Here is a 24,815-nt window from a genome sequence, read left to right on the forward strand (position 1 = left end):
CCGGGGCGGCCGCTTCTCTCCCGCCTAGAAACCCAGGCTCGCCAGCAGGTCGTCGACCTGCGACTGGTCGCTGACCGCATCCGGGTTGCCGGCGACGACCTGCGGACCGTTCTGCAGGCTCGGTGCCTCCGCCGGACGACGGTCGGCGGGCACGTTGTCGATCAGGACCTGGAGCAGCTGCGTCTCCATCTCGTTGACGACTTCCATCATCTTCTTGATCACCTGCCCGGTCAGATCCTGGAAATCCTGTGCCATCAGGATCTCCATGAGCTGCGAGTTGATCGCGCTGGCCTTCTCGGGCACGGCGCCCAGGTAGCTGCGCGTGTCCTCGACCAGACCACGGGCCTGGTCGAGTTCGATCGGGTTGGCGAACCAGGTGTCCCAGCGCGCGGTCAGACCCTTGGCCGAGCGGGCCAGTTCTTCCTGCAACGGCTGCGCCGCATCGACCGCGTTGAGCGCGCGGTGGGCGGCGCGCTCGGTCATGGTGACGACGTAGTTCAGCCGGTCGCGCGCATCGGGAATGGCCTGTGCCGCCTTCTCCACCTGCTTGTCGAGACCCAGCTCGCGCATGCCATCGCGCAGTTGACGCGTGAGGTGGCCGATGCGGCCCAAAAGTTCTTCGGCCGTGTTGTGATGGTCTGCTGTTTCCAGCGCTTGGGTGGACATGGTCAGGCCTCTTTGGCTAGCTTCTCGAAGATCTTGGTGAGCTTGTCCTCCAGCGTGGCCGCTGTGAAGGGCTTCACCACATAGCCGTTCGCGCCGGCCTGGGCCGCCGCGACGATGTTTTCCTTCTTGGCCTCGGCGGTCACCATCAGCACCGGCAGCTTGCACAGCGCGGGATCGGCGCGAATGGTCTGCAGCATCGTCAGGCCGTCCATGTTGGGCATGTTCCAGTCCGACACGACGAAGCCGAAGCCACCGCCCTTGAGCTTCTCGAGGCCGGCGGCGCCGTCTTCGGCCTCGTCGACGTTGAGGAACTCCAGCTCTTTCAGCAGGTTGCGCACGATGCGCCGCATGGTCGGGAAGTCATCCACGACCAGGATCTTGATGCTCTTGTCAATCACGATATTTCACTCCACAAAGTCGTTCATCAAACACGGTTGGTCCGCTCGCCGAAGGTGCGCAGATGGGTCAGCACACGTCGGCACATTTCTCCCAGGGGCGCCACTTCGTCGGCGGCGCCGATGGCGATCGCCTCGCGCGGCATGCCGAACACCACGCAACTCGCCTCGTCCTGCGCCAGGGTGTGGGCGCCGGCCTTGTGCATGCGCAGCAGGCCCTCGGCACCGTCCTTGCCCATGCCTGTCAAGAGCATTCCGATGGCGTTCTTGCCGGCGTACTTGGCCGCCGAGTCGAACAGCACGTCGATCGACGGGCGGTGCCGGTTCACCGGCGGCTCCTGGTCCAGGTGGGCCACGTAGTTGGCACCGCTGCGGCCGAGCGACAGGTGGAAGCCGCCGGGCGCGATGTAGGCATAGCCGGGCAGCACGCGTTCGCCGTGTTCCGCTTCCTTCACGTGGATGCGGCACAGCGAATCGAGCCGCTGCGCGAAGGACTTGGTGAAGCCGCCGGGCATGTGCTGGGCGATGAGCACCGCCGGCGAATCGGGCGGCAGCGGCTGCAGCACTTCGCGGATGGCTTCGGTGCCGCCGGTGGAGGCACCGATGATGATCAGCTTCTCGGTGCTCAGCAGCGGGCTGCGCAGCAGCGACTCCTGCGGCACATCGGCCGGCTTGGCCGAGGGCTGGCGCGCGGCGATGATGCGCGCGCTGGCAGCCGTGCGGATCTTGCCGGCGATCAGTTCGGTGTAGTTGAGCAAGCCGTCACGCACGCCCAGGCGGGGCTTCGTGACGAAGTCGATGGCGCCCAGTTCGAGCGCGCGCAGTGCGATCTCCGAACCGCGCTCGGTCAGCGACGACACCATCACGACCGGCATCGGCCGCAGCCGCATCAACTTCTCGAGGAACTCCAGGCCGTCCATGCGCGGCATTTCGACGTCCAGCGTGAGCACGTCGGGATGGGTGACCTTGATGAGGTCGCGCGCCACCAGCGGGTCGGCCGCGGTTCCGACCACCGTCATGTCGGGCTGGCTGTTGATGATTTCGGTCATCACGCTGCGTATCAGTGCCGAATCGTCGACACACAGGACCTTGATCTTGTTCGTGCTCACAGTCTTCCTTTGTTCCTGGCCCCGGACAGCGTGGCCGTGGCTGCGGTTTTTTCAGTGCCCAGCACGCGCGGCGCCACGATCTGCCGCAGCAGCTCGCCCTCCTCGCGCTGGACCAGTTGCACATCCGTCTGCGCGCGCAGCTTGCGCACGCTGGCCTTGCCCGTCGAGGGCACGAAGCAGACGCGGCGCGCGTGCGGGCCGCGCAGGTCCTGCGCCGCGACCGGGATGCGTTGCTCGGCCAGGTAGCGCAGCACGAAGTCGGAATTGCGGTCGCCGATGTTCAGCGTCGTCATGTTCGCCAGCACCGCGCCGCCGCCGAAGACCTTGGCCTGCAGGCGCTCGCGGCGCGCCCCGGCGCGCAGCATCTCGGCGATCAGGACGTCCATCGCATAGGTGCCGTAGCGCATCGACTCGCGGGCATCGCGGGCGGTGCGGTCGCTGTCCTCGGGCAGCATGAAGTGGTTCATGCCGGCGATGCCGGTGTCGACGTCGTGCAGGCAGGCCGCAACGCACGAGCCGAGCACCGTGCTCAGCACGGTGTTGGTGGTCGTGACGTAGTACTCCGCCGGCAACAACTTCACCGCCATCTGATTCAGATCGCGGTCGAAGTAGTGGTGGCTGGCGAGCGCACTCGACGCCGAAGGGCTCATCGGAATGCCTTCGTGCTCCGCACTGCGGTGCGAGCTGGCTTGGGGCGGCCCGGCGCGGCGCTCATGCTGGCACCGCGGTTTTCGTGCGCACCACCGAATACACGGTATGGCCCAGCGACTTGAAGCTCTGGTTCACCAGCGACGCGTTCTCCGAGTGCCCGGCGAACAGCAGTCCACCCTGCTTGAGCAGCGGCAGGAAGCGCTCGAGGATCTTGTTCTGCGTCGGCTTGTCGAAATAGATCATCACGTTGCGGCAGAAGATCGCGTCGACCGGCTCCTTCACCGCCCACGACGTGTCCAGCAGGTTCAGACGCGAGAACTTCACGAGTTGTGCCACTTCGGGACGGATGCGCACGCGGCCCGCATTCCCGCCGGTGCCCTTGTTGAAGAAGCGGCGCAGCCGCTCGGGCGACATGCGCTCGACCTGCTCGAGCGTGAACACGCCGGCCGCCGCCTTTTGCAGCACGGCCGTGTCGATGTCGGTCGCGATGATGCGGGCCGAGGCGGCTTTCTGTTCACCCAGCGCCTCGATCAGCGTGATCGCGAGCGAATATGGCTCTTCGCCGGTGGAGGCCGCCGCGCACCAGATGGTCACCGGCTCCTTGGCCTTGCGCACATGCTCCGCGAGCACCGGAAAGTGGTGCGCTTCGCGGAAGAAGGACGTGAGGTTGGTCGTGAGCGAATTGATGAAGGCCTGCCACTCGTCCTCGTCGTTGCCGGCCTCCAGCATGGCGAGGTAAGTTGCGAATTCGGGGATGCCGAGCTCACGCAGACGTCGCGACAGACGGCTGTAGACCATCTGGCGTTTCTGGTCGCCCAGGGCAATGCCCGCACGGCGATGAATCAGCGTGCGGACCTTGGCGAAGTCGCTGTCGGTGAAGGTGAATTCGGTGCTCAAGGGTGCCTTGGGTTGTGGGATTCAATGTACTGGGCGTTCACTGGATTCGAGCGTCCGATCAGAGGGGCCAAAGCCGCGCTTTTCAGGCAACGTGGCCTAGGCCACGTCCGCTCCGGCCCCCACGTCCTGGGCCCAGGCCAGCGCCATGAGATGCGCGCCGTTCACCTGCTCCTGGCTCAGGAAGAGTTCTTCCGACAGCTCGGCGGCGAGCGCACCATCCGACTCGCAGCTCTCGGCCAGCGCCAGGAAGGCGCCGTACACGCCGCTGCGCCGCAGGATCGCGTCCTGCACCGGCGTGGGCAGGTGCACGTGACCGAGGATTTCCTCCATCGGGACGCCGAGCAGCTGGTCGATCAACGACAGCATGCCCACCACGAACAGGTTGTCGGCTTCGGCCGGCGGCAGCAGGCCCTGGCCGAGCAGCTCGACGAAGCGGCCGCGGATGATCGCCTTCTTCGTCATGTAGGGCGTGCCTGCCGTGCTGTGGCTGCTGGCCAGCAGCATCGTCAGCCAGCGGAACATCGGCGTGTAGCCGAGCATCGACACCGCATGCCGCAGCGAATGGATCTCCACGCCGCCACCGATGGCCGGTGAATTGATGTGGCGCAGCAGCCGATAGGTCAGGCGCGCGTCGAGCTTGAGCGTCGCCTCGATCTCGCGGGTGTCCTCGTTGCGATGGATCATGCGCATGAGCTTCACGATCAGCTGCGCATCGGGCTGCAGCGCGTCCACGAGGTGCCCAGCCGGCAGCAGCGGGAAGCCGCCGTCGACGAAGGCCTTCATGTGGAAGCTCGCGCTGGCGTCGAGGTCGCCGAGGTCATGGATGCGCGTCGCCACCCACTGCACCCGCAACGGGTCCGGGCCTTCGCTCATCCGCGCCAGCACCGACGGGTCAGCCGCGCCCACGTCCATGTGGGTGACGATGCGCCGCAGTTCCGGGTCTTCCGGGAACGCCGACGCGCCGCACAGCATGAAGCCGAAGCCCTGCTCGCGCAGGTACATCAGCATCGGCCGCGCATCCGCATCCGACATGTCCTGCAGCGACATGCACAGCACCATGTGCTCCGCCGGCAGCTCCTGGAGCTCGCTCGCGAAGAGCGACTCGATGGTCGCGTCGACGAACAGCTCCATCTCGTCGAGGGCCCAGGCACGGCCGTCGCCGTTGAGGTGCTGCGAGATCGCGCGCAGCAACGGCTTGAAGCTGGCCATGCCGCCCTGCCCTGCCGGCGCCCCGGTGACGCGCCAGCCCAGGCGATAACCCACCGTCCGCTTGCGGCTGTCGAGCAGCATGGCATGGACGATGTGCCCGGGCACCTCGCCCGGGTCGCTCACCCGCGGCGTCGCCACAGGCGCCTTCACGTCGCTGCGAGCGTGCTTGTCGACAGCCTTGTCCTCGGAATCGGAACGCCTGAAGAAATCGAATCGCATGGCGGTTCCTTGTGTTCCCTGTTTGCTGGCTGGCGGTCGGCTTCGGCGCGCGGCCTCAGGCCGCCGCCACCGCCGTGCGCGATGCGGTCGCCAGCGCCGACAGGCTGGCCGCCTGTGCGCGCTGGATGCGAGGCATGGCGGCCACGTCGATGATGAAGGCCACGCTGCCGTCGCCCAGAATCGTCGCCGCCGAAATGCCCGGCACCTTGCGGTAGTTGGTCTCGAGGTTCTTCACCACGACCTGGTGCTGACCCAGCAGTTCGTCGACCATCAACGCGAAGCGAGTGTCGTCGGCCTGCACGATCACCAGGATGCCCTGGGTCGGCTTGGTCTGCGCGCCGGCCACGTCGAAGACGCGGTGCAGCTCGATCAATGGCAGGTACTCGCCACGCACCTTGATCACATGGCCGTCGGCCGTGATCGAGTGCAGGTGCTCCTCGAGCGGCTGCAGCGATTCGATGACATAGCTCAGCGGCAGGATGTAGGCTTCGCTGCCCACCTTGACGGACATGCCGTTCAGGATGGCCAGCGTGAGCGGCAGCACGATGCGGGTGGTGGTGCCCCGGCCGCCGCGCGATTGGATCTCCACATGGCCACCCATCTCCTGGATGTTGCGCTTGACCACGTCCATGCCCACGCCGCGGCCGGAGATGTCGGTGATCTGCTCGGCGGTCGAGAAGCCGGGCGCGAAGATGAGTTGCCACACCTCGTCGTCCGTCATCGCCTCGCTCACCGGCATGCCCTGCTGCAGGGCCTTGGCCAGAATCCGTTCGCGGTTGAGGCCGCCACCGTCGTCGCTCACCTCGATCACGATGTTGCCGCCGTGGTGCTGTGCGGAGAGCAGCAGCTGGCCGGTCGCGTCCTTGCCGTTCTTCACGCGCACGTCAGGCGTTTCGATGCCGTGGTCCAGGCTGTTGCGCACCAGGTGCGTCAGCGGGTCGATGATGCGCTCGATCAGGCCCTTGTCCAGCTCGGTTTCCTTGCCGACCGTGTCGAGGCGGATCTGCTTGCCCAGCTTGGCGCTCACGTCGCGGATCACGCGCGGGAAGCGGCTGAAGACATAGTCCATCGGCATCATCCGGATGGACATGACCGACTCCTGCAGGTCGCGTGCGTTGCGCTCCAGGTGGCCCAGGCCGCTCAGGAAGCGCTCGTAGGCCACCGGGTCGAGCATGGTGGCCGCCTGCGTGAGCATCGACTGCGTGATCACCAGTTCGCCCACCAGGTTGATGAGTTGGTCGACCTTCTCGACGTCAACGCGGATCGAGCTCGATTCCTTGGTGGCGGCGCCGCCCGCGGCAGCAGATGCGGCTGCGGGCGCCGGCGCGGAGGCCACCGGTGCGGGCGCGGGTGCGGGCGCCACGGCCACCGGCGCAGCGGCCACGGGTGCAAGCGCGTCGGCCGGTGCCGGCTCCGCGCCGCCGCGGTCGATCACGATCTGCGAATCGTCGATCACGAAACAGCAGACGGCGATGATCGCGTCGGGGTCGCAGGTGGTCTCGAGCATCACCGTCAGGTCGGTGCCGCTGCGGGTCTTCGAGAGCACAGTCCCGAGGTTCGTCAGCTCGCCGACCAGCAAATCGCATTCGTCGTCGGGCAAGGACGAGAAACGGATGCGCAAGGCACCGTCGCCGACCGCTGAAGCGGCGGGCTCTGCCGGCGCGGGCGCAGCAGCCACCACCACAGGTGCGGGAGCGGGTGCTAGTGCAGGCGATGCCGCGGCTGCAGCCGAAGCTGCTGCGGCATCGCTGTTCTCGCGGGCCAGTTGTTGAAGCACGCCACAGATGTGTGCGACGCGGTCGGCATCGGGTTCCCGATCGGCCTGGTAGGCGGTGAGTTGGTCTTGCAAGGCGTCCTTCGTTTCCAGAAAGGCATCGATCATGGGACCGCTCAGGCGCAACTGCCCGTGTCGCGCCCGGTCCAGGAGGGTTTCAAGAAGATGGGTCGTTTCCGTCAGCCCGGTGAAGCCGAATGTGGCTGCGCCGCCCTTGATCGAGTGCGCAGCGCGGAAGATGGCATTCAGGTGTTCGCTGTCGGGCTGATCGACATCCAGCTCGAGCAGCAACTGCTCCATCTGCGCGAGGAGTTCGATGGCTTCGACGAAGAATGCTTGCGTGAATTGACTGAGGTCCATTTTTTATCCCCTGCCGTCGGCACCGTGCCAACGACGCTGAGGCTCGCTGTGATCTATTTCGTTGGAGAGGCCGGTTGCAATGCGACGGTCTTGACGTTCGCCGACAGGGGTGACGCCGGCGCTGCCGTCGGTGGTGTCTTTTTCAGATCCAGCGAATTGGTATTGCCGGCGTTCTCGCGTTCGATCTGCGCCTGCGTTCGGTGATTGAGCAGGATGACGCTGATGCGGCGATTGATCGGGTTGCGCGGATCGGCCTTGTCAAGGTGCATCGTGTCGGCGGCGCCGATCACGCGCATCACCTTGCCATCGGCCAGGCCACCGGTCATGAGTTCGCGGCGGGAGGCATTGGCGCGGTCCGCCGAGAGTTCCCAGTTGCCGTAGGCCCGGTCGCCGTTGGTGTAGTTGAAGGCGTCGGTGTGGCCTGTCAGCGTGATCTTGTTCGGCAGGTCGTTCAGCATGGGGCCGACCTCCCGCAGGATGGCGCGCATGTGCGGCACCACCTTGGCGCTGGCCAGGTCGAACATCGGGCTGCGTTCGTTGTCGACGATCTGCAGGCGCAGGCCCTCGTTCGTGATGTCGATCAGGATCTGCGAGCGAAACTGCTTGAAGACGGGGCTGCTCTCGAGCATCTTGTCCAGGCGCTCCTTCATGCTGGCCAGCCGCTGCGCGTCGATCTCGTCCTCGCTCGGCGTCTCGGCGTTGTTGACCTCGCCCTGCACGCGCATCGGGTCGGCGCCACCGCCGGGGATCATGCTGTCGCTCATGCTGCTGCGTGCGCCGCCAGCCAGCGCCACCTTCAGCGGCATCTTGAAATGCTCGGCGATGCCTTCGCGCTGCTTGGGTGTCGCCACCGAGAGCAGCCACATCACCAGGAAGAAAGCGAACATGGCCGTCATGAAGTCGGCATAGGCGATCTTCCAGCCGCCGCCATGGTGCCCCGCGGCCACATTGATGACCTTCTTGACGACGATGCGGCTTTCCTTGGCGGCGCTCATGGTGAAACTCCGTGCCCTTTCCGGTCAGCGCGTCTTGACGTCGCGAACATGCGAGTCGAGTTCGGTGAAAGACGGACGCTCGGTCGAGAACAACACCTTGCGGCCGAATTCCACCGCCAGCTGCGGCGTGTAGCCATGCATGCTCGCGAGCAGCGTGACCTTGGCGCACTGGTAGGTCTTCATGTTTTCCTCGACCTGCTGATCGATGAGCGAGGCCAGCGGCGAGACGAAGCCATAGGCCAGCAGCACGCCCAGGAACGTGCCCACCATGGCATGTGCGATGAGCGCACCCATCTCGGCGGGCGGCAGGTCGGCCGAGGCCAGCGCATGCACCACGCCAAGCACGGCGGCCACGATGCCCAGGGCCGGCAAGGCGTCACCCACGCGGGACAGGCTGTGCGAAGGTACTTCGGCCTCGTGGCGGATCGTCTCGATCTCGTGGTCCATGAGCGCTTCGATCTCGAAGGGGTCGGTGTTGCCGCTGATCGCCAGGCGCAGGTAGTCGCAGATGAATTCCATCAGCTCTGCGTTCGACAAAATGGTGGGATAGCGCCCGAAGATTTCGCTGCCCTTCGGATCTTCAACATCCGATTCCAGCTTCATCATCCCTTCCTTGCGCGCCTTGGCGAGCAATTCATAGAGGAGTGCCAGCAGGTCCATGTAGAGCTGCCGGTTGTGCTTGGACGAGCGCAGCAGGCGGGGCAATTCACGCATCGTGGCCTTGATCGTCTTGCCGTTGTTGCCGGCAATGAAGGCGCCCAGCGCAGAGCCACCGATCATCAGCACTTCGATGGGCTGGAACAGCACGCCGAAACTGCCGCCCATGAGCGCATAGCCACCGAACACGGTGCCGAGCACGACGAGATAACCGAGAAGAACGAGCACACGCGCCCCCTTTCGCCCTGAGGCATCTAGATCAATTAATGGGAAGGGCGGCGCGGACCATGGTCAATGCACGCCGCCGCTGTTCAAAGGCAAACCAAAACCGGAGCGGTCCAGGGCATGGGCCACCGGCACCATCGCTTCCGCTGCGACACGCTTGGGAGGACGTGCCTTCCCGGCGCGCGACGGCGGACGGCAGAGCACGCACACGTACCCGGTCTTGGTGTCATGCGCATGCGCCACGAATTGCCCGCCGCAACGGCTGCAGGAATTCAATTGCAGCATGTCGCTGTCGAAAAACCGGACCATGGTGTAGGCACGCGTGAAATCGAGCACCACCTCCCCACCTTGATATTCGCTTTGCTCCTGATAGAGCCGATAGCTCTTTATCAATGCCTGCAATTTGGATTCTTTGGCCTGAACCAGCATGAACCGGTAAATGTTATAAAACATCGACGAATGAATATTCGCCAGCCAGGTCATGTACCAATCCGTCGAAAATGGCAAAAGCCCTTTTGGCGGAGAAACGCCCTTCAATTCTTTATAGAGCTTGATCAGCCGTTCACGGCTCAATCCAACTTCGGCTTCAAGAAATTGAAGACGGGCGCCCAATGCGATCAATTCAATGGCGAGCTTGACTTCCTTGACTTCGCCCAGAACGGTTTTCGTGCTCATGCAACCCCCGTCGAAGCCATGGCGGTCTGCTGCCGGGCGGCCATCAGGATGGACATGTGCGCCTGCTGCAAGGCACTCTCCTTCCCCTGTCCGACCACTGCGAACATGGGGTTGTCATCAAGGCGAAAGCTGCACAGGAGCAGGTTCGAGGCGGCCAGCTTCACGATCTGCGCCAACGACATGTTGGCCAGGAGTTCGGCCAGTTCCTCGCCGATTCCCAGACGAAACATGGCTGCGCCCCGGTCCTGCTTGACCAGTTTCTGGGCCAACAACATGTAAGCCAGATTAATATCTCCGATTTCCCGGAAAATCTCACTGTTCCCCGAGACGCCTTCTCTTTCGATATTCACGCTGACTCCATTTAGATAGCTTGGTAGCATCTTAAAACACATTGTTAACAAGTGTTACCAAGGTCTGGGGCCACAGCTTGCGAAACGAGACTTTTCGCACGCGACGTGGGACATTGCCTACACGGCATGAGCATCGTTCGCACTGCGCCTGGCCGCCGCGCAATGCGACGGCCAGCAATTCATGTGCGAAAAATGGAATAGCTAGAAGAAAGTTTTCATTGCGCGAGAATTTCCGGCTCAGCGCCGAAAACAAACGCAAGGTATTCATCTCGGCGCCGGCATGGATTGCACCCGCCGCAGAAAATAGAGACAAAGTATTCATCGCGCGGCCCCTGCGGCTTCTTCCAGGCCGTGCAGCCAGGCCATGACCTCGGCCACCGCCACATACAGCTGCGGCGGGATCTGCTGGTCCAGGTCGACCTGCATGAGCAGCTTGACCAGGTCGCCGGAGGCGTGAACGTAAAGACCGTTCTCGCGCGCCTCGCGCATGATCGATTCGGCGACCACGCCGTAGCCCTTGGCGACGACGATCGGCGCGCGCGTCTTGTCGTCGTACGACAGGGCGACGGCGCTCTGGCGATCGCCCAGCGACGGTGCCGCGGTGTTCATGCAACGGCTCCCTGCGCCACCTGGAACTGCTCCAGCCGCAGGTCGGCCGCGTCGAAACGCGCCGCGAGCGTGCGGCCGTCGCCGGCCAGCAGCGCGCGGCTGTTCTCGCTGGACGACACCACGGTGGCCCGGACGTCGCCGCCTGCCACGCTCAGGCGCACGTCGACGGTGCCGAGGGTGGGCAGCTGCAGCGACAGATTCGTGGACCAGCGGCGCGGCGCATCGTCGGACGACTCGTCGCCGGCGGCGTGACGCTCGCCCTCTTCCTCGATGCGCCAGTCCATCGTCACGCCGGGCCAGGCTTCGCCGGCCCAACGGAACGCGGCGGTCGCCAGCAGGTCGAGTTGCTGATGGACCGTGGTCACCAATTGCGGGTGCACCACCTCGCCACCGCTCGGCGCGGTCGCGGCATGGTGGGCGACAGCGGTCTGATCGCTGTCGCCGGTCTTGTTCTCGACGGATCGCATCGCGGCGCGCTCCGCGGCGGCAGCGGCCGTCTGGGCGCTGTCGCCCCAGCGGTAGGCGGCCTGCATCTTGAGAGCGTCGGGCGTGGCCTCGGCGGTCGCTGGCTCGGGCGGCGCCGAGGCGGTGGCAGCGGCCGCCGGCGCTGCCGGCGCGGCCGGTGCCTCGCTGCGCGATGCAGCCAGACCAGACGGCGCGGCCTGCAGGGCGGCAGCCACCGACGCGGCCAGCGCGGCCGACGATGCGACCGCCGGCTGCGCTGGATCGACCTTCCCGGGTGCGGCAGCCGTGCTGGCATCCGCCACCACGGCCATGACCGCCTGCAAGGTCGTGGCGCCACGCCCGCCCGCAGCCACGCCGGGCGACGGCCACGCGGCCTGCGGTTCCTGCGCCATCTGCGTCAGCGTGCGATGTCCCTGCGCGAACTGCGCCAGATGCGATTCGTAGAAGAGGCCGCTGTTCGACACAGTGTGGGCCAACGAGCCCGCCAGCACCGGGCCGGCCGGTTGTTGCCGCGGCGCCCACACGGGGCCCTGCCCGCGCACCGGGCCGACATCGACCTCCAGGTCGGCCAGCACGGCGCTGATGATCCGTGCCGCGAAGGACAGCCGGGCCACCGCCGATGCCGGCAGCGCGGCGCCGCCCGCGGTGCCCGGGGCCGCGCCACGCGTCGACGGGGAGTCAACGCCACCGAGCTGGCGGTCGAGCGCCGCGTTCGACAGCAGGCGCACGTCGTTGGCGGCCCCTTGCACCGCCGACGCCGCACCCGGCGCCTTGACGGACGCGTTGGCGTCCACGGCGCCGGCATCCAGCGGCGGCGAAACCTTCGCCGTCAGCAGGGTGTCGAGAAGTCGTACGAGGCCGGTCATGGTCGGGGCAAGCTCAGTGGGCCTGGCCGTAAGCCTTGTCGAGGCTCTTGCGGTGCTGCAGCACGCTCATGTTTTCCATCAGGTGTTCGAGCTGCGGCTTCACGAGGCCGTTCACGACGGCCTGGTCGGACTGGATGCAGACGATCAGACGGCGGGCCTCGGCGGCATCGGCCGCACCGAGCGCCACCGTCGGCTCGATGGCACGCAGCCGGTCGACGATGGCCGCACATTGCGCCTCCACGGCCGGCAGTGCGCCCCAGTCTTTGGCCTGCGCCAGCACGACCATCTGCGCCATGGTGGAGGCGAGCTGACCGTAGCAATGCACGATGTCGCGCGGGTGGGCCATGAGGGGTTCCGGGGAGGTCATATCGGTTCAGAAGCCGCCGCGGCCCGGCTCGATTTCGCGCCAGGCCGAGGCCAGGCTTTCCAGCAGCGCGTCGACTTCGTCGAGCACCGACGCGTCGTTGTGCAGGTTCGCGTGGAGCAGACGGCGGATGACGTAGTCGTACAGCGCCGACAGGTTGCTCACCAGCGTCGTGCCTTCGGTGCCGGCCGCCTTGGCGTCCAGGCTGGCCTTCAGGCCGTTTTCCACGATGCCCATCGCTTTGGAGATGGCAGCGCCCTTGGCCGGGATGTCGCCCGTCGACATGTGGTGTCGCGCCATGCCGATGGCCATCTTGGCACCGTCGAACAGCATCGCGATCAGTTGATGCGGCGACGCGCTCATGGCTTGCGTTTCCACGCCCACATGCGCGTAGGCGGTGGCGCCACTTCGGAGGTTGTGCGAGGTGTACATCGAGGACTTTCTGGTCGCCGCTTAGCTGCCGGACGAGGCGTTCATCGCCTCGAACTGCTGTGTCAGGTAGGCCTTGGTGTTGTTCATGCTGTTGATCGCCACGTCGAGGGCCGTGAACTGCGCGCGATAGCGCGCCACGGTGGCGTCCACGCGCGCCTGCACCTGGTCGTACTGCTCGTCGAGCTGCTTGATGGTCGAGGTCACGCCGTCCTGCGCGACCTTCAGCGAGCCGCCGGTCTTGTTCAGGTCGGTCACCAAGGCGTCGATCTGTTTGCCGTAGCCCGAGGTACTGCCGCTCGCACTGGCGAAGAGCTTCGACACGCCGGCGAGGTTGGTGTCCAGTGCCTTGTCGAGCTTGGTCGAATCCACCGCCAGCGTTCCGTCCTTCTGGAAGGTCACGCCGATCTCGTTGAGCACCTTCATGTCGTCGGCGCCACCGCTCTGCGGCGCGGTCAGCGCCTGGCGAATGCGGGTCTGCAGGTTGCGCAGGGTCGAGTCGCCGACCAGCGGCGCCGCCGTCTTGGTGTCGGCGTCGTAGGTCGTGAGCGACTTGGCGGTGCTCTGCAGCGCGTTGTAGGCCTTGACGAAATCGTTGATCGCCGTCTTCGCCGAGGCCGAGTTCGACTTCATCGACAGGCCGGTCGTGCCGGTCTGCACCAGCGTCAGCGTCGCGCCCTGGATGGCTTCCTTGACGGTGTTGGTCGGGCTCGTGATGGCGATGCCGTTGACGGTGAGCTTCGCGCTCTGCGCGGCCGCGGTCTGCTGCAAATTCTGCGTACCGGCAGGGTCGTTGCTCAGCAGGTTCTTGAGGGCCGTGTCGGCCGCTCCGTCGACGCTGATCCGCATGCTCGAGGCCTGGCCGGTCTGCGTCGAGGTCAGCACCAGACGGTTGGGCGTGCCGCTGCCGTCATTGATGATGGTCGCGGTCACGCCGGCATCCGCCGCGTTGATCGCATCGCGGATACCGCCCAGCGTGTTGTTGGTCGGGTCGATCGTGATCGTCTTCGCCGTGCGCGTGCCGTCCACCGTGAAGCCTGCGCCGGTGTACTTGCCGGTCGCCGGGTCGAGCGTTCCGCCGGTGACCGTGCCGAAATCGATCGTGAATTTCCCGTTGCCGATCGCGGTGGTCGTGTTGGCCTGCCCGGTCGTGAGCAAGGACTGCGACTGTGCCAATTGCGACACGGTGATGTTGTAGTTGCCGGCCGCGCTGGTGTCCGTGGCCGAAGCCGAGAGGATGCCGCTGACCGTCGGCGTGCCGGTGACGCTCTGGAAGAGCGCGGGGTCCGACAGCTTCAGCGCCGCGGTCTGCAGCGCGCTCAATGCACTTTGCACCGAGCCGTACGCCGACAGCTTGCTGGTGTAGCTCTTGGCCTTGGCCTCCAGGGCCACCAAGGGCTGGCTTTCGGCTTTTTCGAGATTGGTGAGCAAGCCGGCCAAGTCGAGGTTCGAGCCGACGCCGATGCTGCTGATGGTTGCCATGTGAGGGTTTCCTGAATGCGTTGGAAGAATGAAGGGAAGCTCAGGCCGCGCTGTCGACCAGCAGGCCGGACATCTCGCCCATGACCTTGGCGATGCGCACCACTTCCTCGTTCGGAACCTGGCGGATCACTTCACCGGTGTTGCGGTCGATCACCTTGACGATGACCTTGTCGATGTCCTTGTCGATCTCGAACTGAATGCCGATGGAGCGGATCTCGAGCGCCGCGTTCACCGCGCGAACCGCGCTTTCGACCTGCACCGGCGTTGCCTCTTCCTCGGTCTCTTCGACCGCCCGCGCCGGGGCACTTGCGCCTGCCGCGGTGCGGCCGACGAGCAGTTGCGTCCACGGGCTTTCCGGGGCGGCGCTGGCTGGCACGGGATGGGACATGGTGTTCACCTGGTTTTGCGGTTTCGCTTTCCTATGCGGCCTCGCCCGGGGGTGGGGCCGCAGAGGAAAGCGCAGGGGAACCGGGTGGAGACCCGGCGCCTGCGGTGGCCAGGCCCGCCCCTTGCGGGACGGAGCCTGGCTTGGCTCTCGCGTTTCGTCGGTTCGACTTAACGCAGGAGGGACAGCACGCCTTGCGTGGTCTGGTTGGCCTGCGACAGCACCGAGGTACCGGCTTGTTGCAGGATCTGAGCGCGCGTCATGTTCGACACTTCCACTGCGTAGTCAGCGTCTTCGATGCGCGAACGCGACGAGGACAGGTTGGTCACCGTGGTGCCGAGGTTGGCGATGGTCGAGTCGAAACGGTTCTGCACCGCACCCAGCGAGGAGCGCAGCTTGTCGACCTTCGACAGGGCTTCGTCGAGCGCCTTGAGCGGGTCGATCGTTGCCTTGCCGGCGCTGACGGCAGAAGACGTCACGCCACCTGGTTTCGCGGAATCGGCATAGACCTGGCTGCCGTTTGCGCTCATGACGTTGCCGTTTTCGTACAGGCTGACCGTTTCCAAAGCCGTGGTCGTCAGGCCGTTGACACCCATGAAGGTAGCAGTCACGTTGCCACCAATGGCGATGGCATAAGCCGCCGTCGGGCCGGCACCGTCGATGTCGACCGACGCGCCAGCGGCAGTGGCTTCTGCTGCGACAGTCGCAGCGCTGGCCTTTTCGCCAGTGACGTTGAAGGTCGCAGCGGCAGCGGTGGCGGCAGCGCCAGCCAGCGTGTACGTCGCGCCGGTCGCGCCGATCTTGATCGAGTCGCCAACGGTCTTCATACCGACGACGTTCTGAGCCAGGTTCGTCAACGTGGCCGACAGCGTACCGCCACCCATGTTGGTCTTGGTCAGGTTGCCGGTCACGTCGAGGTACAGAGCCGAGCCGTCGGCAGCGTCGGTCAAGGTGCCCGAGCTGTCGATCTTGACGTCCGTCGTCGTCGTACCGAGCTTGACGGTAGCCGTCACGCTCGTGCCGGACGGCGGCAGCAGGCTGGCGATCGTCGCGGTGCCGGTGCGACCGGCCTGAGTGCCCGTGTAGTCCTTCGTCACGTCGCTGTAGGTGTACACGGAGCCACCGGTAACGGTCACGGTACCCGTGTCCACAACCTTCGACAGCACGTCGTCGGCAACGGCGCCGTTGGCAGCAGCCGTCAGCGTGCGGGAATAGGCGGTCACGCCAGCGGTGGTGGCGCCCTTGGCGAAGCCAGCAACCAGCAGATCGGTCGACGTGGCAGCCTTGTTCTTCGAACCGGTGTTGTTCACGTTGAAGCCATCCAGACCCAGGGTCTTGGCGCTGATTTCTTGCAGGTCGATGTCGATGGTTTCGCCATCGTTCGCGCCGACTTGCACGGTCAGCTTGCCAGCGTCAGCCGACAGAACCTTCACGCCGTTGAACTGGGTCTGTTCCGACACGCGGTTGATTTCGTCCAGACGTTGGGTGATTTCCGACTGGATCGAGTCCAGGTCGCTGGCCGAGTTCGTGCCGTTGGCGGCTTGCACCGACAGTTCACGGACGCGTTGCAGGTTGTTGTTGACTTCCGTCAGCGCGCCTTCGGTCGTTTGAGCGATCGAGATGCCGTCGTTGGCGTTGCGGGTGGCTTGCGTCAGGCCCTTGATGTTGGCCGTGAAGCGGTTGGCGATGGCCTGACCAGCAGCGTCGTCCTTGGCGCTGTTGATGCGCATGCCCGAAGACAGGCGCTCGATAGCGGTGTTGAGGGCCGATTGCGACTTGTTCAGGTTGTTTTGCGTGAGCAGCGAGAGGCTGTTCGTATTGATGACTTGCGCCATTGAAGACTCCTGGTTGACTAAAGGTTGTGGACTCCGACCCGGTGGGCCGTAACGCTGGACTCAAGCCATCGTTGGATTAGTTATCGGCAGGGCTTTGCAAACATTTAGGGGCGTGCCCCAAAAAGTTGCAGCGTGTCGATCCACACCGCGTCACCCGTGTCAGGCCTGCATGCTCATCATTTCCTGGTAGGCCGAAACGAGCTTGTTTCGCACCTGTACCCCGGTCTGGAACGCCACGTTGGCCTTCTGCAGGTCGACCATCACGTCGTTGAGCGCCACGCCCGGCTTGCCCAGTTCGAAGTCCTCGGCCTGGCCGTAGGCCTTGGTCTGGGCGCCGCTGATGTTGTCGATGGAGCGCTTGAGCTCGGCAGCGAAGCCGCCGTGCTCCACCGCAGGCCCGGCGGGCGGGGTGATGCCGGACTGCACGGCAGTGGCCCGCATCTGCTGCAGGACGGATTCGATGGCTGAAATCGACATGGCGTCGTGTTCCTCGGGTTAAGTGAACTTTGGGTTGACTACAGAAGCACCCAGGTGCCTCCTCGCCTATTCAGCGTACCTGCGAAGCCCCGATTCACATGGGGCCAACTGACGGCGAAAACCCCGGCTGTTCGGCCAATCGAATTCGGCGCCGATCCAGACAATGAACGCCGTACCCCAAGCCTGCCGGCCTCCTTTGTCGGCGCCCGGCATGGCCACTGAACATCGACGACTCATCCTCTTGAACATGAACATGGACCATCTGGATCCAGCGGGCGCCACAGGGGCTTTCGCATGAGTTCGGCTGCGACCCTCGGCGCCGCGCCGACGTCCCCCGCCGCCGGCGCCACGTCGTGGACCGACAAGCTGCGCGCCCAGCCCAAGCTCCCGCTGATCATCGGCGGCGCCGCGCTGGTGGCCATCGCCATGGCTTTCACCCTGTGGAGCCGCGGGCCCGAGTACAAGGTGCTCTACACCAACGTGTCGGACCGCGACGGCGGCGCGATCATCGCGTCGCTGGCGCAGATGAACGTGCCCTACAAGTTCGCCGAGGGCGGTGGCGCGATCCTGGTGCCGGCCGACCGCGTGCCCGAGCTCCGGCTCAAGCTGGCCTCGCAGGGCCTGCCCAAGGCGGGCGGCGTCGGCTTCGAACTGATGGACAACCAGAAGTTCGGCACCAGCCAGTTCGCCGAACAGGTGAACTTCCAGCGCGCGCTCGAAGGCGAGCTGGCCCGCTCCATCGAATCCATCGGCACCATCGAGTCCGCTCGGGTGCATCTGGCCATGCCGAAGCCTTCGCTGTTCGTTCGCGAACAGAAGAAGCCTTCGGCATCGGTCGTTCTGACCCTGCACCGCGGCCGCAGCATCGACGAAGGCGCCGTGAGCGCCATCGTGCACATGGTGTCGAGCAGCGTGCCGGAACTCGACCCCAAGAGCGTGACGGTGGTGGACCAGCGCGGCAACCTGCTGTCGGCGGCCAACGCCGGCGCACGCGGCCTCGATGTCAGCCAATTGAAGTACACGCAGGAGATCGAGCAGGGCTACATCCGCCGCATCGAAGCGATCCTGCAGCCGATTCTCGGCAGCGGCAACGTGCGTGCCCAGGTGGCGGCCGATATCGACTTCTCGGTGGTGGAACACACCGACGAGAAGTACCGCCCCAACGCCGACCCGGCGAACGCGGCGATGCGCAGCCAGCAGTCGAGCGAGTCGAGCCAGCTCGGCGGCACCCCGCCCGGCGGCGTGCCCGGTGCGCTGTCGAACCAGCCGCCCACCGCACCGAACGCACCGATCACGACGCCGCCGAACGCGCCACCGGGTGCCCCGCAGACGCCGGCGCAGGTCGCAGCCGCACAGGCCGCCCAGCGTGCCGGCACCGCCACCACCACGGCCGCTGCCACCGGTCCGTCGAGCAACCGCAAGGACACGACGACCAACTACGAGCTCGACCGCTCGATCCGCCATGTGCAGCAAGGCGCCGGCGGCGTCAAGCGCCTGTCGGTGGCCGTGGTGGTGAACAACCGCACGGGCGACGACAAGGGTGCCAGCCGCGCCCTGACCACGGCCGAGCTCGACCAGATCCGCAACCTGGCGAAGGAAGCCATGGGCTTCAGCCAGGACCGCGGCGACTCGCTCAACGTGGTCAACAGCGCCTTCGCCGACGAACGCGAGAAGGAAGCGCCTGCACAGGAGTTCTGGCGTGACCCGGCGAACATTCCGCTGGCCAAGACGCTGGGCATGTACCTGCTGATCGCCTTGCTCGCCCTGTTCGCCTGGTTCGCGGTGGCCCGTCCGCTGCTGCGCAAGCACCTGGCACCCCCGGCGCCTGCGCCGGTGGCGGACATCAACGAGAACGACGTCTTCGCCAAGGTGGCGGCCGATGAAGGCCCGAGCCCGGACGAAGCCCTGCGCCAGCGCGAGGCCGAACGCCACAAGGCCGACCTCGACTTCGCCCTCGAGGCCGCCACCCAGGACCCCAAGCTGGTGGCCATCATGATCCAACACTGGATGACGACCGATGAGCAATGAAGTTGGAACCCGTAAGAGCGCCATCCTGCTGATGGCCGTGGGCGAGGACCGCGCTGCCGCGGCCCTGAACCTGCTGCCCACCGCGATGGTGCAGGAGCTCGGTCTCGCGATGTCGAAGCTGAGCCAGGTGTCGCGTGCCGAGCTGGCCTCGGTGCTGCGCGAATTCCGCGAGGAAACCGAACAGCTGTCGGCGCTGCACCTCGGTTCGAGCGACTACATCCGCGCCGTGCTCAAGAAGGCACTGGGCGAGGACCGCGCGAGCGACCTGCTGGAAGACATCCTCCGGGCGGAAGAGCCCGACAGCGGCATCGGGCGGCTCAACCAGCTCGAAGCCAGCGAAGTGGCCGAACTCATCCGCGACGAGCATCCGCAGATCCTGGCCACGCTGCTGGTCCACCTCGACCGCGCCAAGGCCGCCGAGGTGCTGGAGAAGCTGCCCACGCGCCTGCGCCACGACGTGGTGGTGCGCGTGGCCACCTTCGGCGGCGTGCAGCCGGCAGCGCTCAAGGAACTCACCGACGTGCTCACCGAGATGCTGTCGGGCGAAGGTCTGAAGCGCAGCCGCCTGGGTGGCGTGCGCACCGCAGCGGAAATGGTCAACCTGATGAACAGCGCGAACGAGGAGGAAACCATCGCCCACGTCCGCGAACTCGACGACACGCTGGCCCAGCGCATCGTCGACGAAATGTTCGTCTTCGAGAACCTGCTGGGTCTGGAAGACCGCAGCATCCAGCGCCTGCTCAAGGAAGTGGAGTCCGACTCGCTCATCATCGCGCTCAAGGGTGCACCGATCGAGCTGCGCGACAAGTTCCTCAAGAACATGTCCAACCGCGCCGCCGAGACGCTGCGCGAAGACATCGAGCTGCGCGGCCCGGTCCGTGTGTCGCAGGTCGAGGCCGAACAGAAGACCATCCTGCAGGCGGCTCGCCGACTGGCCGAAGCGGGCGAGATCGTCATCTCCGCACCGGGTGCCGATGACTTCGTCTAAGCCCAACCCCGCGACCGCGGCGCGGCTGGCGTCGCTGTATGCGTCGACGCGCGTGGGCGGCAGCGCCCCGGCGCAGGCCGAGGCGGCGCCGTCCAAGCCGGTGCTGTCGGCATGGGAGCGCTGGGAGATGAACAACATCGCCGGCGATCCGAGCCGCACCACCGCCGCCGGCCGGATGGCCGCCGCACGCGCCACCCTGCCCCCGCCGCCGCCCCCGCCGACCGTGCCCGCGGGTATTGCCCAGGCCGAGCTGCGCCGCCTCCGCCAGGAAGCCACCGCCGCAGGCCAGGCCACCGGCCACGCCGAGGGCTGGACCGCCGGCCACGCCGAAGGCCACATCGCCGGGCTGGCCACAGGCCTGGCCGCAGCCACCGCCCACGCCGAACAGTTGCGTGCGCTGAGCGCCTCGCTGCCCGCAGCCCTGCGAGGCGCCGAGCGCGAGATCACCGACGTGCTGCTCACGCTGGCGCTGGACATCGCCCGCCAGGTGGTGCACCGCACCTTCCGCGCCGAACCCGAGTGGCTGCTGCCGCTGGTGCAGGACCTGGTCCACGCCGAACCCACGCTGCAGGGCGAACCCCGGCTGCTGCTGAACCCGGCCGATGTCGCGCTGGTGAAGGAGAGCCTGGGCAACGAGCTGCAGCAGGCCGGCTGGCAGGTACGCCCCGACGACAGCATCCAGCGCGGCGGCTGCCGCGTGCAGTCGCCCGCCGGCGAGATCGACGCCACGCTCGAGACCCGCTGGAAGAGCGTGACCGCCGCGCTGCGCCGCGACGCCGACGCGCAGGACTGAACCCCATGAGCCCCACGGTCGCCTCCAACCCCCATGTCCAGCACTGGGTCGATGCGCTGACGCAGGCGCGCAGCGACATCGCCCGGTGCACCACCACCGTCGCCTCGGGCCGGCTCACGCGCGCCGTGGGCCTGGTGCTCGAAGCCACCGGCCTGCAGTTGCCCGTCGGCAGCGACTGCCTGATCGAGCTGCCGCCCGGCTACCCGGTGCGCCACGCCGAGGCCGAAGTCGTCGGCTTCGCGGGCGACCGCATCTTCCTGATGCCGCAGAGCGAAGTGGCGGGCCTGCTGCCCGGCGCACGGGTCTTTCCGCGCCTTGCAGCCGGCGGCGCCAGCGGCGACAACCACACCAAGCGGCTGCCGGTCGGCGAAGGCATGCTCGGCCGCGTGGTCGACGCCGCAGGCCGTCCGCTCGACGGGCTCGGCCCGCTGGACGTCGCCAAGCGGGTGCCGCTGTCGAGCCCGCCGGTGAACCCGCTGTCGCGCGCGCCGATCGATTCGGTGCTCGACGTCGGCGTGCGCGCCATCAACGGCATGCTGACCGTCGGCCGCGGCCAGCGCATGGGCCTGTTCGCCGGCTCGGGCGTCGGCAAGAGCGTGCTGCTGGGCATGATGGCCCGCTACACCAGCGCCGACGTGATCGTGGTCGGCCTGATCGGCGAACGCGGCCGCGAAGTGAAGGATTTCATCGAGAACACGCTCGGCGAGGAAGGCCTGGCCCGCGCGGTCGTGGTGGCTGCGCCGGCCGACAACTCGCCACTGCTGCGCCTGCAGGGCGCGGCCTATGCCACCTGCCTGGCCGAGTACTTCCGCGACATGGGCAAGAGCGTGCTGCTGATCATGGATTCGCTCACCCGCTATGCGATGGCGCAGCGCGAGATCGCGCTGGCCGTGGGCGAACCGCCAGCCACCAAGGGCTACCCGCCCTCGGTGTTCGCCAAGCTGCCCGCACTGGTCGAACGTGCCGGCAACGGCGCGCGCGACGCCGACGGCAACGGCGGTTCCATCACCGCCTTCTACACGGTGCTGTCCGAAGGCGACGACCAGCAGGACCCGATCGCCGACTCGGCCCGCGCCATCCTGGACGGCCACGTCGTGCTGTCGCGCTCGCTGGCCGAAGCCGGCCACTACCCGGCCATCGACATCGAGGCCTCGATCAGCCGGGCCATGACGGCGCTGATCGAGCCGGCGCAGTTCGAGACGGTGCGCCGCTTCAAGCAGATGCTGTCGCGCTACCAGCGCAACCGCGACCTGATCAGCGTCGGCGCCTACGCCCCGGGCCACGACGCGCAGCTCGACCAGGCGATCGCGATGTACCCAAAGATCGAGGCGTTCCTGCAGCAGCCGATGGACGAGCGCACCGACTACGACGCGTCCATCGCGCGCATGCGAAGCCTCTTCGAACCGGCCCGCACGGCCTGAACCCTTTTCAAGGATCTCAAGGAGACCCATGGCCAACAAGCTTCCCCTCGACATGCTCACCGAACTGGCGCGCACGCAGACCGACAAGGCCGCGATCCGCCTCGGTGCCCTGCAGACCGCACGCATCACCAGCACGCAGAAGCTCGATCTGCTGATGCAGTACCGGCAGGACTACGTGGACCAGTTGAACGCCCTGATGGTCAACGGCATGCCCGCTGCCAAGCTGCGCAACTACCAGAACTTCCTGGTCACGCTCGACGGCGCCATCGACCAGCAGCGCGCCATCGTCGCGCAGGCCAACACCCGCCTCGACTCCGGCCGCGTCGACTGGCAGCACCAAAAGCGCCGCCAGAGTTCCTTCGACACCCTGGCCGAGCGTGTGCGCCAACAGGAAATGCTCGTCCAGGCCAAGCGCGAACAGCGCGAAAGCGACGAACGCGCCACGCGCAAGTTCTTCGACCGCGCCGCCAACCCGACCCTCTGACCCCAGGAGCCCCCATGCCCGCACTTGTCTCTCCCGCGCTTGTCTCGCCCGGCCTTTCGTCCACCTCGCCGCCAGCACGCGCCCGCCAGTCCGAGGAACCACAGGGCCGCAGCTTCCATGCGGCACTCGACCGCTCGCGTGCGTCGCAGGCCGACACCGACGCCGCCGACAGCGCCACCGCGCGCCCCGGTACGCCGCGCCGCGGTGCTTCGGTGGCCAAGGACGACACCCTGCCCCAGATCCCGAACCTCGACTTCTTCGTACCCGCCGTGGCCGCCCAGGTCACGACGGTTGCCGCGCGCACCGGCGCCGAAGCCGTCACCGCAGCCGCCCTGCGCGGTGCCGCCACCGCCACCGAACGCACCGACGTGCAGGCAGCCCTGGCGGGCACCGACGCGCTGGCCGACGCCGCCAAGGCCGTGACCGAACTCGACCTGCCGGCGGCCGATGCCGCGGCAAAAGCGACGCTCGCCGACGGCACGCCCGCTGACGCGACGGCAGCCGATGTCCTCCGTGCCGCAGCCGGCAAGACATCGACGGCCGTTTCGGCCCAGGCGGACGCCGCCGCCACCGGCACCGCGAAGGCAGACGCTGTCGCGGTGCCGGCCACGCCGGTCGCCCCGTCGTTGCTCAACGCGGCGCTGGCCGGCACCGTACCGGCCACCTCCACGCCCGCCGCACGCACGGGCCGCACCGACGCCGCCAGCCGCGACACGGCCGCCACCACGGTCACCGGCACCGCGGCGGCCACAGAAACCGCCGAGGCCGACCCGCTGGATGTTCTGGCCGCCCGCATCGAAGCCTCCGCCGGCACCGACGCCGAACTGGCGGACGACGGCGCCCCCAACGCACCGGTCACCTGGATGGCCGCCCAGCCGGGCAGCGCCGGCATCGGCAACGGCGCCGCCACGGCCGAGAACCGCGTGCCTGTGCTCTCGCTGGCGCCGCCGGTCGACAGCGATGCCTGGGCGCCCGCCCTCGGCCAGCAGATGCTGCGCATGAGCGCCAGCGGCATGCACACCGCCCAGATCACCCTCAACCCCGAGAACCTCGGCCCATTGCAGATCACGCTGAAGCTCGGCGACGACCAGGCACAGGCGATGTTCGTCTCGGCCCACGAAGGGGTGCGCAAGGCCGTCGAGGCCGCCATGCCGCAACTGCGCACCACGCTGGCCGAACACGGCATCAGCCTGGGCCAGACCGCCGTGGGCGCCGACACGCGCCAGCCGGGCGGCCAGAGCAGCTTCGCCGGGGACAACCCGTCGGGCCGCTCGGGCGGCAACGGCGGCAGTGCCTACCCCGGGGCCGCACGCAGCAGCACGGTGGCCTCGAGCACGGTGCCGACCGCCGCCGTGCGCAACACCCGCACCGAGGGTGTCGTCGACACCTTCGCCTGACCGGAAAGCCACCGCAATGCCGGGATCTGACGCGCTTTTGCCCGCTTGATCCCCCGTTGCTCCCGCGACGAGTTCGCAAAGAATAAGACCCATACCGCAACCAGTCCCACCCATGGCCACCAGCACCGCACCCGTCTCTGCCGCACCGTCCTCGCGTTCGCCGAAACTGTTGATCATCGTCCTCGGCGCGGTCACTGTCTGCGCACTCGCCGGTGGCGGCTACTTCTATCTCGCCGCCAATAAAAAGGCCGAAGCAGAACCGGCTGCCAAGGTTGCCGAGAAGCCGATCTTCGTCGCGCTCGAGCCCTTCACCGTCAACCTGCAGTCCGAAGGCCGCGCCCGCTTCCTGCACGTGGGCATTGCCCTCAAGGTGAAGGACGAGCGGGCCAAGGCACAGGTGGTCGAGTTCATGCCCGAACTGCGCAGCCGCGTGCTGCTGCTGCTGTCGAACCGCCAGCCCGAATCGCTGATGACGACCGAAGACAAGTCCAAGCTCGCCGAGGAAATCCGCACGGCGATCAACACGCCCCTGTCGGCCGACCTCCCGCCGCAGGGCGTGTCGAGCATCTCCTTCAACACCTTCGTGGTGCAGTGACCACTTTCAGGCAAC

The 24,815-nt window shown here is 66.8% G+C and carries 27 protein-coding genes; 7 read left to right on the top strand and 20 right to left on the bottom strand.

Annotation, left to right across the window (positions count from 1 at the left end; genetic code table 11):
* Positions 1-24: 24 nt before the first annotated feature.
* The 20 genes from cheZ to fliE form a co-directional block, all read right to left on the bottom strand.
* Complete coding sequence (cheZ, locus tag ACSFA2_RS21560) at positions 25-666, bottom strand: protein phosphatase CheZ (protein ID WP_435457367.1); 642 nt, start codon at positions 664-666, stop codon at positions 25-27.
* A gap of 2 nt (positions 667-668) precedes the next feature.
* Positions 669-1,064 carry a chemotaxis response regulator CheY gene (gene cheY / locus ACSFA2_RS21565; protein ID WP_262076485.1) on the bottom strand — a complete coding sequence of 132 codons (396 nt, stop codon included), beginning with the start codon at positions 1,062-1,064 and terminating at the stop codon, positions 669-671.
* A gap of 26 nt (positions 1,065-1,090) precedes the next feature.
* Complete coding sequence (locus ACSFA2_RS21570; protein ID WP_435457405.1) at positions 1,091-2,110, bottom strand: protein-glutamate methylesterase/protein-glutamine glutaminase; 1,020 nt, start codon at positions 2,108-2,110, stop codon at positions 1,091-1,093.
* A gap of 56 nt (positions 2,111-2,166) precedes the next feature.
* Positions 2,167-2,820: a chemoreceptor glutamine deamidase CheD gene (cheD, locus tag ACSFA2_RS21575; RefSeq protein WP_435457368.1), complete on the bottom strand. Its 654-nt coding sequence runs from the start codon at positions 2,818-2,820 to the stop codon at positions 2,167-2,169.
* Positions 2,821-2,881: 61 nt separating this feature from the next.
* A complete protein-coding gene (locus ACSFA2_RS21580) occupies positions 2,882-3,718 on the bottom strand; it encodes a CheR family methyltransferase (RefSeq protein ID WP_435457369.1) in 837 nt (278 codons plus the stop codon).
* A 96-nt stretch (positions 3,719-3,814) separates the two neighbouring features.
* Positions 3,815-5,146: an EAL and HDOD domain-containing protein gene (locus tag ACSFA2_RS21585; protein ID WP_435457370.1), complete on the bottom strand. Its 1,332-nt coding sequence runs from the start codon at positions 5,144-5,146 to the stop codon at positions 3,815-3,817.
* A 55-nt stretch (positions 5,147-5,201) separates the two neighbouring features.
* Complete coding sequence (cheA, locus tag ACSFA2_RS21590; RefSeq protein ID WP_435457371.1) at positions 5,202-7,280, bottom strand: chemotaxis protein CheA; 2,079 nt, start codon at positions 7,278-7,280, stop codon at positions 5,202-5,204.
* A 53-nt stretch (positions 7,281-7,333) separates the two neighbouring features.
* Positions 7,334-8,275: a flagellar motor protein MotB gene (motB, locus tag ACSFA2_RS21595; protein WP_435457372.1), complete on the bottom strand. Its 942-nt coding sequence runs from the start codon at positions 8,273-8,275 to the stop codon at positions 7,334-7,336.
* Positions 8,276-8,299: 24 nt separating this feature from the next.
* Positions 8,300-9,160 (bottom strand): flagellar motor stator protein MotA, encoded by an 861-nt coding sequence (gene motA / locus ACSFA2_RS21600; RefSeq protein ID WP_435457373.1) that lies wholly within the window; start codon positions 9,158-9,160, stop codon positions 8,300-8,302.
* Positions 9,161-9,223: 63 nt separating this feature from the next.
* Positions 9,224-9,832, bottom strand: coding sequence for a flagellar transcriptional regulator FlhC (gene flhC / locus ACSFA2_RS21605; protein ID WP_435457374.1), 609 nt, complete (start codon positions 9,830-9,832; stop codon positions 9,224-9,226).
* Positions 9,829-10,182 carry a flagellar transcriptional regulator FlhD gene (gene flhD, locus ACSFA2_RS21610; protein WP_435457375.1) on the bottom strand — a complete coding sequence of 118 codons (354 nt, stop codon included), beginning with the start codon at positions 10,180-10,182 and terminating at the stop codon, positions 9,829-9,831. The genes flhC and flhD overlap by 4 nt, the downstream gene beginning before the upstream one ends.
* Before the next feature lie 31 nt (positions 10,183-10,213).
* Positions 10,214-10,504, bottom strand: coding sequence for a hypothetical protein (locus ACSFA2_RS21615; protein WP_435457376.1), 291 nt, complete (start codon positions 10,502-10,504; stop codon positions 10,214-10,216).
* Positions 10,501-10,791 carry an EscU/YscU/HrcU family type III secretion system export apparatus switch protein gene (locus ACSFA2_RS21620; protein ID WP_435457377.1) on the bottom strand — a complete coding sequence of 97 codons (291 nt, stop codon included), beginning with the start codon at positions 10,789-10,791 and terminating at the stop codon, positions 10,501-10,503. The genes ACSFA2_RS21615 and ACSFA2_RS21620 overlap by 4 nt, the downstream gene beginning before the upstream one ends.
* Positions 10,788-12,122, bottom strand: coding sequence for a flagellar hook-length control protein FliK (fliK, locus tag ACSFA2_RS21625; protein WP_435457378.1), 1,335 nt, complete (start codon positions 12,120-12,122; stop codon positions 10,788-10,790). Before fliK ends, ACSFA2_RS21620 begins: the two co-directional genes overlap by 4 nt.
* A gap of 13 nt (positions 12,123-12,135) precedes the next feature.
* Positions 12,136-12,468 carry a flagellar protein FliT gene (locus ACSFA2_RS21630; RefSeq protein ID WP_435457379.1) on the bottom strand — a complete coding sequence of 111 codons (333 nt, stop codon included), beginning with the start codon at positions 12,466-12,468 and terminating at the stop codon, positions 12,136-12,138.
* Positions 12,469-12,495: 27 nt separating this feature from the next.
* On the bottom strand, positions 12,496-12,918 hold the full coding sequence (fliS, locus tag ACSFA2_RS21635; protein WP_435457380.1) for a flagellar export chaperone FliS: 423 nt from the start codon (positions 12,916-12,918) through the stop codon (positions 12,496-12,498).
* A gap of 21 nt (positions 12,919-12,939) precedes the next feature.
* Positions 12,940-14,397, bottom strand: a complete 1,458-nt coding sequence (gene fliD, locus ACSFA2_RS21640; protein WP_435457381.1) for a flagellar filament capping protein FliD — start codon at positions 14,395-14,397, stop codon at positions 12,940-12,942.
* A 40-nt stretch (positions 14,398-14,437) separates the two neighbouring features.
* Complete coding sequence (locus ACSFA2_RS21645) at positions 14,438-14,785, bottom strand: flagellar protein FlaG (RefSeq protein ID WP_435457382.1); 348 nt, start codon at positions 14,783-14,785, stop codon at positions 14,438-14,440.
* A 167-nt stretch (positions 14,786-14,952) separates the two neighbouring features.
* On the bottom strand, positions 14,953-16,617 hold the full coding sequence (locus ACSFA2_RS21650) for a FliC/FljB family flagellin (RefSeq protein ID WP_435457383.1): 1,665 nt from the start codon (positions 16,615-16,617) through the stop codon (positions 14,953-14,955).
* 159 nt (positions 16,618-16,776) lie between these two features.
* Positions 16,777-17,094: a flagellar hook-basal body complex protein FliE gene (gene fliE / locus ACSFA2_RS21655; protein ID WP_262076467.1), complete on the bottom strand. Its 318-nt coding sequence runs from the start codon at positions 17,092-17,094 to the stop codon at positions 16,777-16,779.
* Positions 17,095-17,388: 294 nt separating this feature from the next.
* On the opposite strand from fliE, the gene fliF reads away from it, so the two are divergent.
* The 7 genes from fliF (at position 17,389) to fliL (ending at position 24,800) form a co-directional block, all read left to right on the top strand.
* On the top strand, positions 17,389-19,122 hold the full coding sequence (gene fliF / locus ACSFA2_RS21660; protein ID WP_435457384.1) for a flagellar basal-body MS-ring/collar protein FliF: 1,734 nt from the start codon (positions 17,389-17,391) through the stop codon (positions 19,120-19,122).
* A complete protein-coding gene (gene fliG / locus ACSFA2_RS21665) occupies positions 19,112-20,110 on the top strand; it encodes a flagellar motor switch protein FliG (protein ID WP_435457385.1) in 999 nt (332 codons plus the stop codon). Before fliF ends, fliG begins: the two co-directional genes overlap by 11 nt.
* Positions 20,097-20,903, top strand: coding sequence for a flagellar assembly protein FliH (gene fliH / locus ACSFA2_RS21670; RefSeq protein ID WP_435457386.1), 807 nt, complete (start codon positions 20,097-20,099; stop codon positions 20,901-20,903). The genes fliG and fliH overlap by 14 nt, the downstream gene beginning before the upstream one ends.
* Positions 20,904-20,908: 5 nt before the next feature.
* Positions 20,909-22,324, top strand: a complete 1,416-nt coding sequence (gene fliI / locus ACSFA2_RS21675; RefSeq protein ID WP_435457387.1) for a flagellar protein export ATPase FliI — start codon at positions 20,909-20,911, stop codon at positions 22,322-22,324.
* Positions 22,325-22,352: 28 nt separating this feature from the next.
* Positions 22,353-22,808 carry a flagellar export protein FliJ gene (gene fliJ, locus ACSFA2_RS21680; RefSeq protein WP_435457388.1) on the top strand — a complete coding sequence of 152 codons (456 nt, stop codon included), beginning with the start codon at positions 22,353-22,355 and terminating at the stop codon, positions 22,806-22,808.
* A gap of 14 nt (positions 22,809-22,822) precedes the next feature.
* Complete coding sequence (locus ACSFA2_RS21685) at positions 22,823-24,205, top strand: flagellar hook-length control protein FliK (protein WP_435457389.1); 1,383 nt, start codon at positions 22,823-22,825, stop codon at positions 24,203-24,205.
* A gap of 112 nt (positions 24,206-24,317) precedes the next feature.
* Positions 24,318-24,800 (top strand): flagellar basal body-associated protein FliL, encoded by a 483-nt coding sequence (fliL, locus tag ACSFA2_RS21690; protein ID WP_435457390.1) that lies wholly within the window; start codon positions 24,318-24,320, stop codon positions 24,798-24,800.
* Positions 24,801-24,815: the final 15 nt, after the last annotated feature.

It is taken from the genome of Variovorax cryoconiti, from assembly GCF_051216395.1.
In the GTDB taxonomy this organism is placed as follows: Bacteria; Pseudomonadota; Gammaproteobacteria; order Burkholderiales; family Burkholderiaceae_C; genus Variovorax.

Bases quoted from the DNA above. Each gene is read 5' to 3' on its own strand.
- ACSFA2_RS21570 (WP_435457405.1), bottom strand. From the start codon at position 2,110: ATGACCGAAATCATCAACAGCCAGCCCGACATGACGGTGGTCGGAACC.
- ACSFA2_RS21585 (WP_435457370.1), bottom strand. From the start codon at position 5,146: ATGCGATTCGATTTCTTCAGGCGTTCCGATTCCGAGGACAAGGCTGTC.
- fliE (WP_262076467.1), bottom strand. From the start codon at position 17,094: ATGTCGATTTCAGCCATCGAATCCGTCCTGCAGCAGATGCGGGCCACT.
- fliJ (WP_435457388.1), top strand. From the start codon at position 22,353: ATGGCCAACAAGCTTCCCCTCGACATGCTCACCGAACTGGCGCGCACG.
- motB (WP_435457372.1), bottom strand. From the start codon at position 8,275: ATGAGCGCCGCCAAGGAAAGCCGCATCGTCGTCAAGAAGGTCATCAAT.
- fliS (WP_435457380.1), bottom strand. From the start codon at position 12,918: ATGTACACCTCGCACAACCTCCGAAGTGGCGCCACCGCCTACGCGCAT.
- fliI (WP_435457387.1), top strand. From the start codon at position 20,909: ATGAGCCCCACGGTCGCCTCCAACCCCCATGTCCAGCACTGGGTCGAT.
- fliG (WP_435457385.1), top strand. From the start codon at position 19,112: ATGAGCAATGAAGTTGGAACCCGTAAGAGCGCCATCCTGCTGATGGCC.
- cheZ (WP_435457367.1), bottom strand. From the start codon at position 666: ATGTCCACCCAAGCGCTGGAAACAGCAGACCATCACAACACGGCCGAA.
- ACSFA2_RS21620 (WP_435457377.1), bottom strand. From the start codon at position 10,791: ATGAACACCGCGGCACCGTCGCTGGGCGATCGCCAGAGCGCCGTCGCC.
- ACSFA2_RS21685 (WP_435457389.1), top strand. From the start codon at position 22,823: ATGCCCGCACTTGTCTCTCCCGCGCTTGTCTCGCCCGGCCTTTCGTCC.
- cheA (WP_435457371.1), bottom strand. From the start codon at position 7,280: ATGGACCTCAGTCAATTCACGCAAGCATTCTTCGTCGAAGCCATCGAA.
- fliD (WP_435457381.1), bottom strand. From the start codon at position 14,397: ATGGCAACCATCAGCAGCATCGGCGTCGGCTCGAACCTCGACTTGGCC.
- fliL (WP_435457390.1), top strand. From the start codon at position 24,318: ATGGCCACCAGCACCGCACCCGTCTCTGCCGCACCGTCCTCGCGTTCG.
- flhC (WP_435457374.1), bottom strand. From the start codon at position 9,832: ATGAGCACGAAAACCGTTCTGGGCGAAGTCAAGGAAGTCAAGCTCGCC.
- fliK (WP_435457378.1), bottom strand. From the start codon at position 12,122: ATGACCGGCCTCGTACGACTTCTCGACACCCTGCTGACGGCGAAGGTT.
- ACSFA2_RS21650 (WP_435457383.1), bottom strand. From the start codon at position 16,617: ATGGCGCAAGTCATCAATACGAACAGCCTCTCGCTGCTCACGCAAAAC.
- cheD (WP_435457368.1), bottom strand. From the start codon at position 2,820: ATGAGCCCTTCGGCGTCGAGTGCGCTCGCCAGCCACCACTACTTCGAC.
- fliH (WP_435457386.1), top strand. From the start codon at position 20,097: ATGACTTCGTCTAAGCCCAACCCCGCGACCGCGGCGCGGCTGGCGTCG.
- fliF (WP_435457384.1), top strand. From the start codon at position 17,389: ATGAGTTCGGCTGCGACCCTCGGCGCCGCGCCGACGTCCCCCGCCGCC.
- ACSFA2_RS21615 (WP_435457376.1), bottom strand. From the start codon at position 10,504: ATGAATACTTTGTCTCTATTTTCTGCGGCGGGTGCAATCCATGCCGGC.
- ACSFA2_RS21630 (WP_435457379.1), bottom strand. From the start codon at position 12,468: ATGGCCCACCCGCGCGACATCGTGCATTGCTACGGTCAGCTCGCCTCC.
- ACSFA2_RS21645 (WP_435457382.1), bottom strand. From the start codon at position 14,785: ATGTCCCATCCCGTGCCAGCCAGCGCCGCCCCGGAAAGCCCGTGGACG.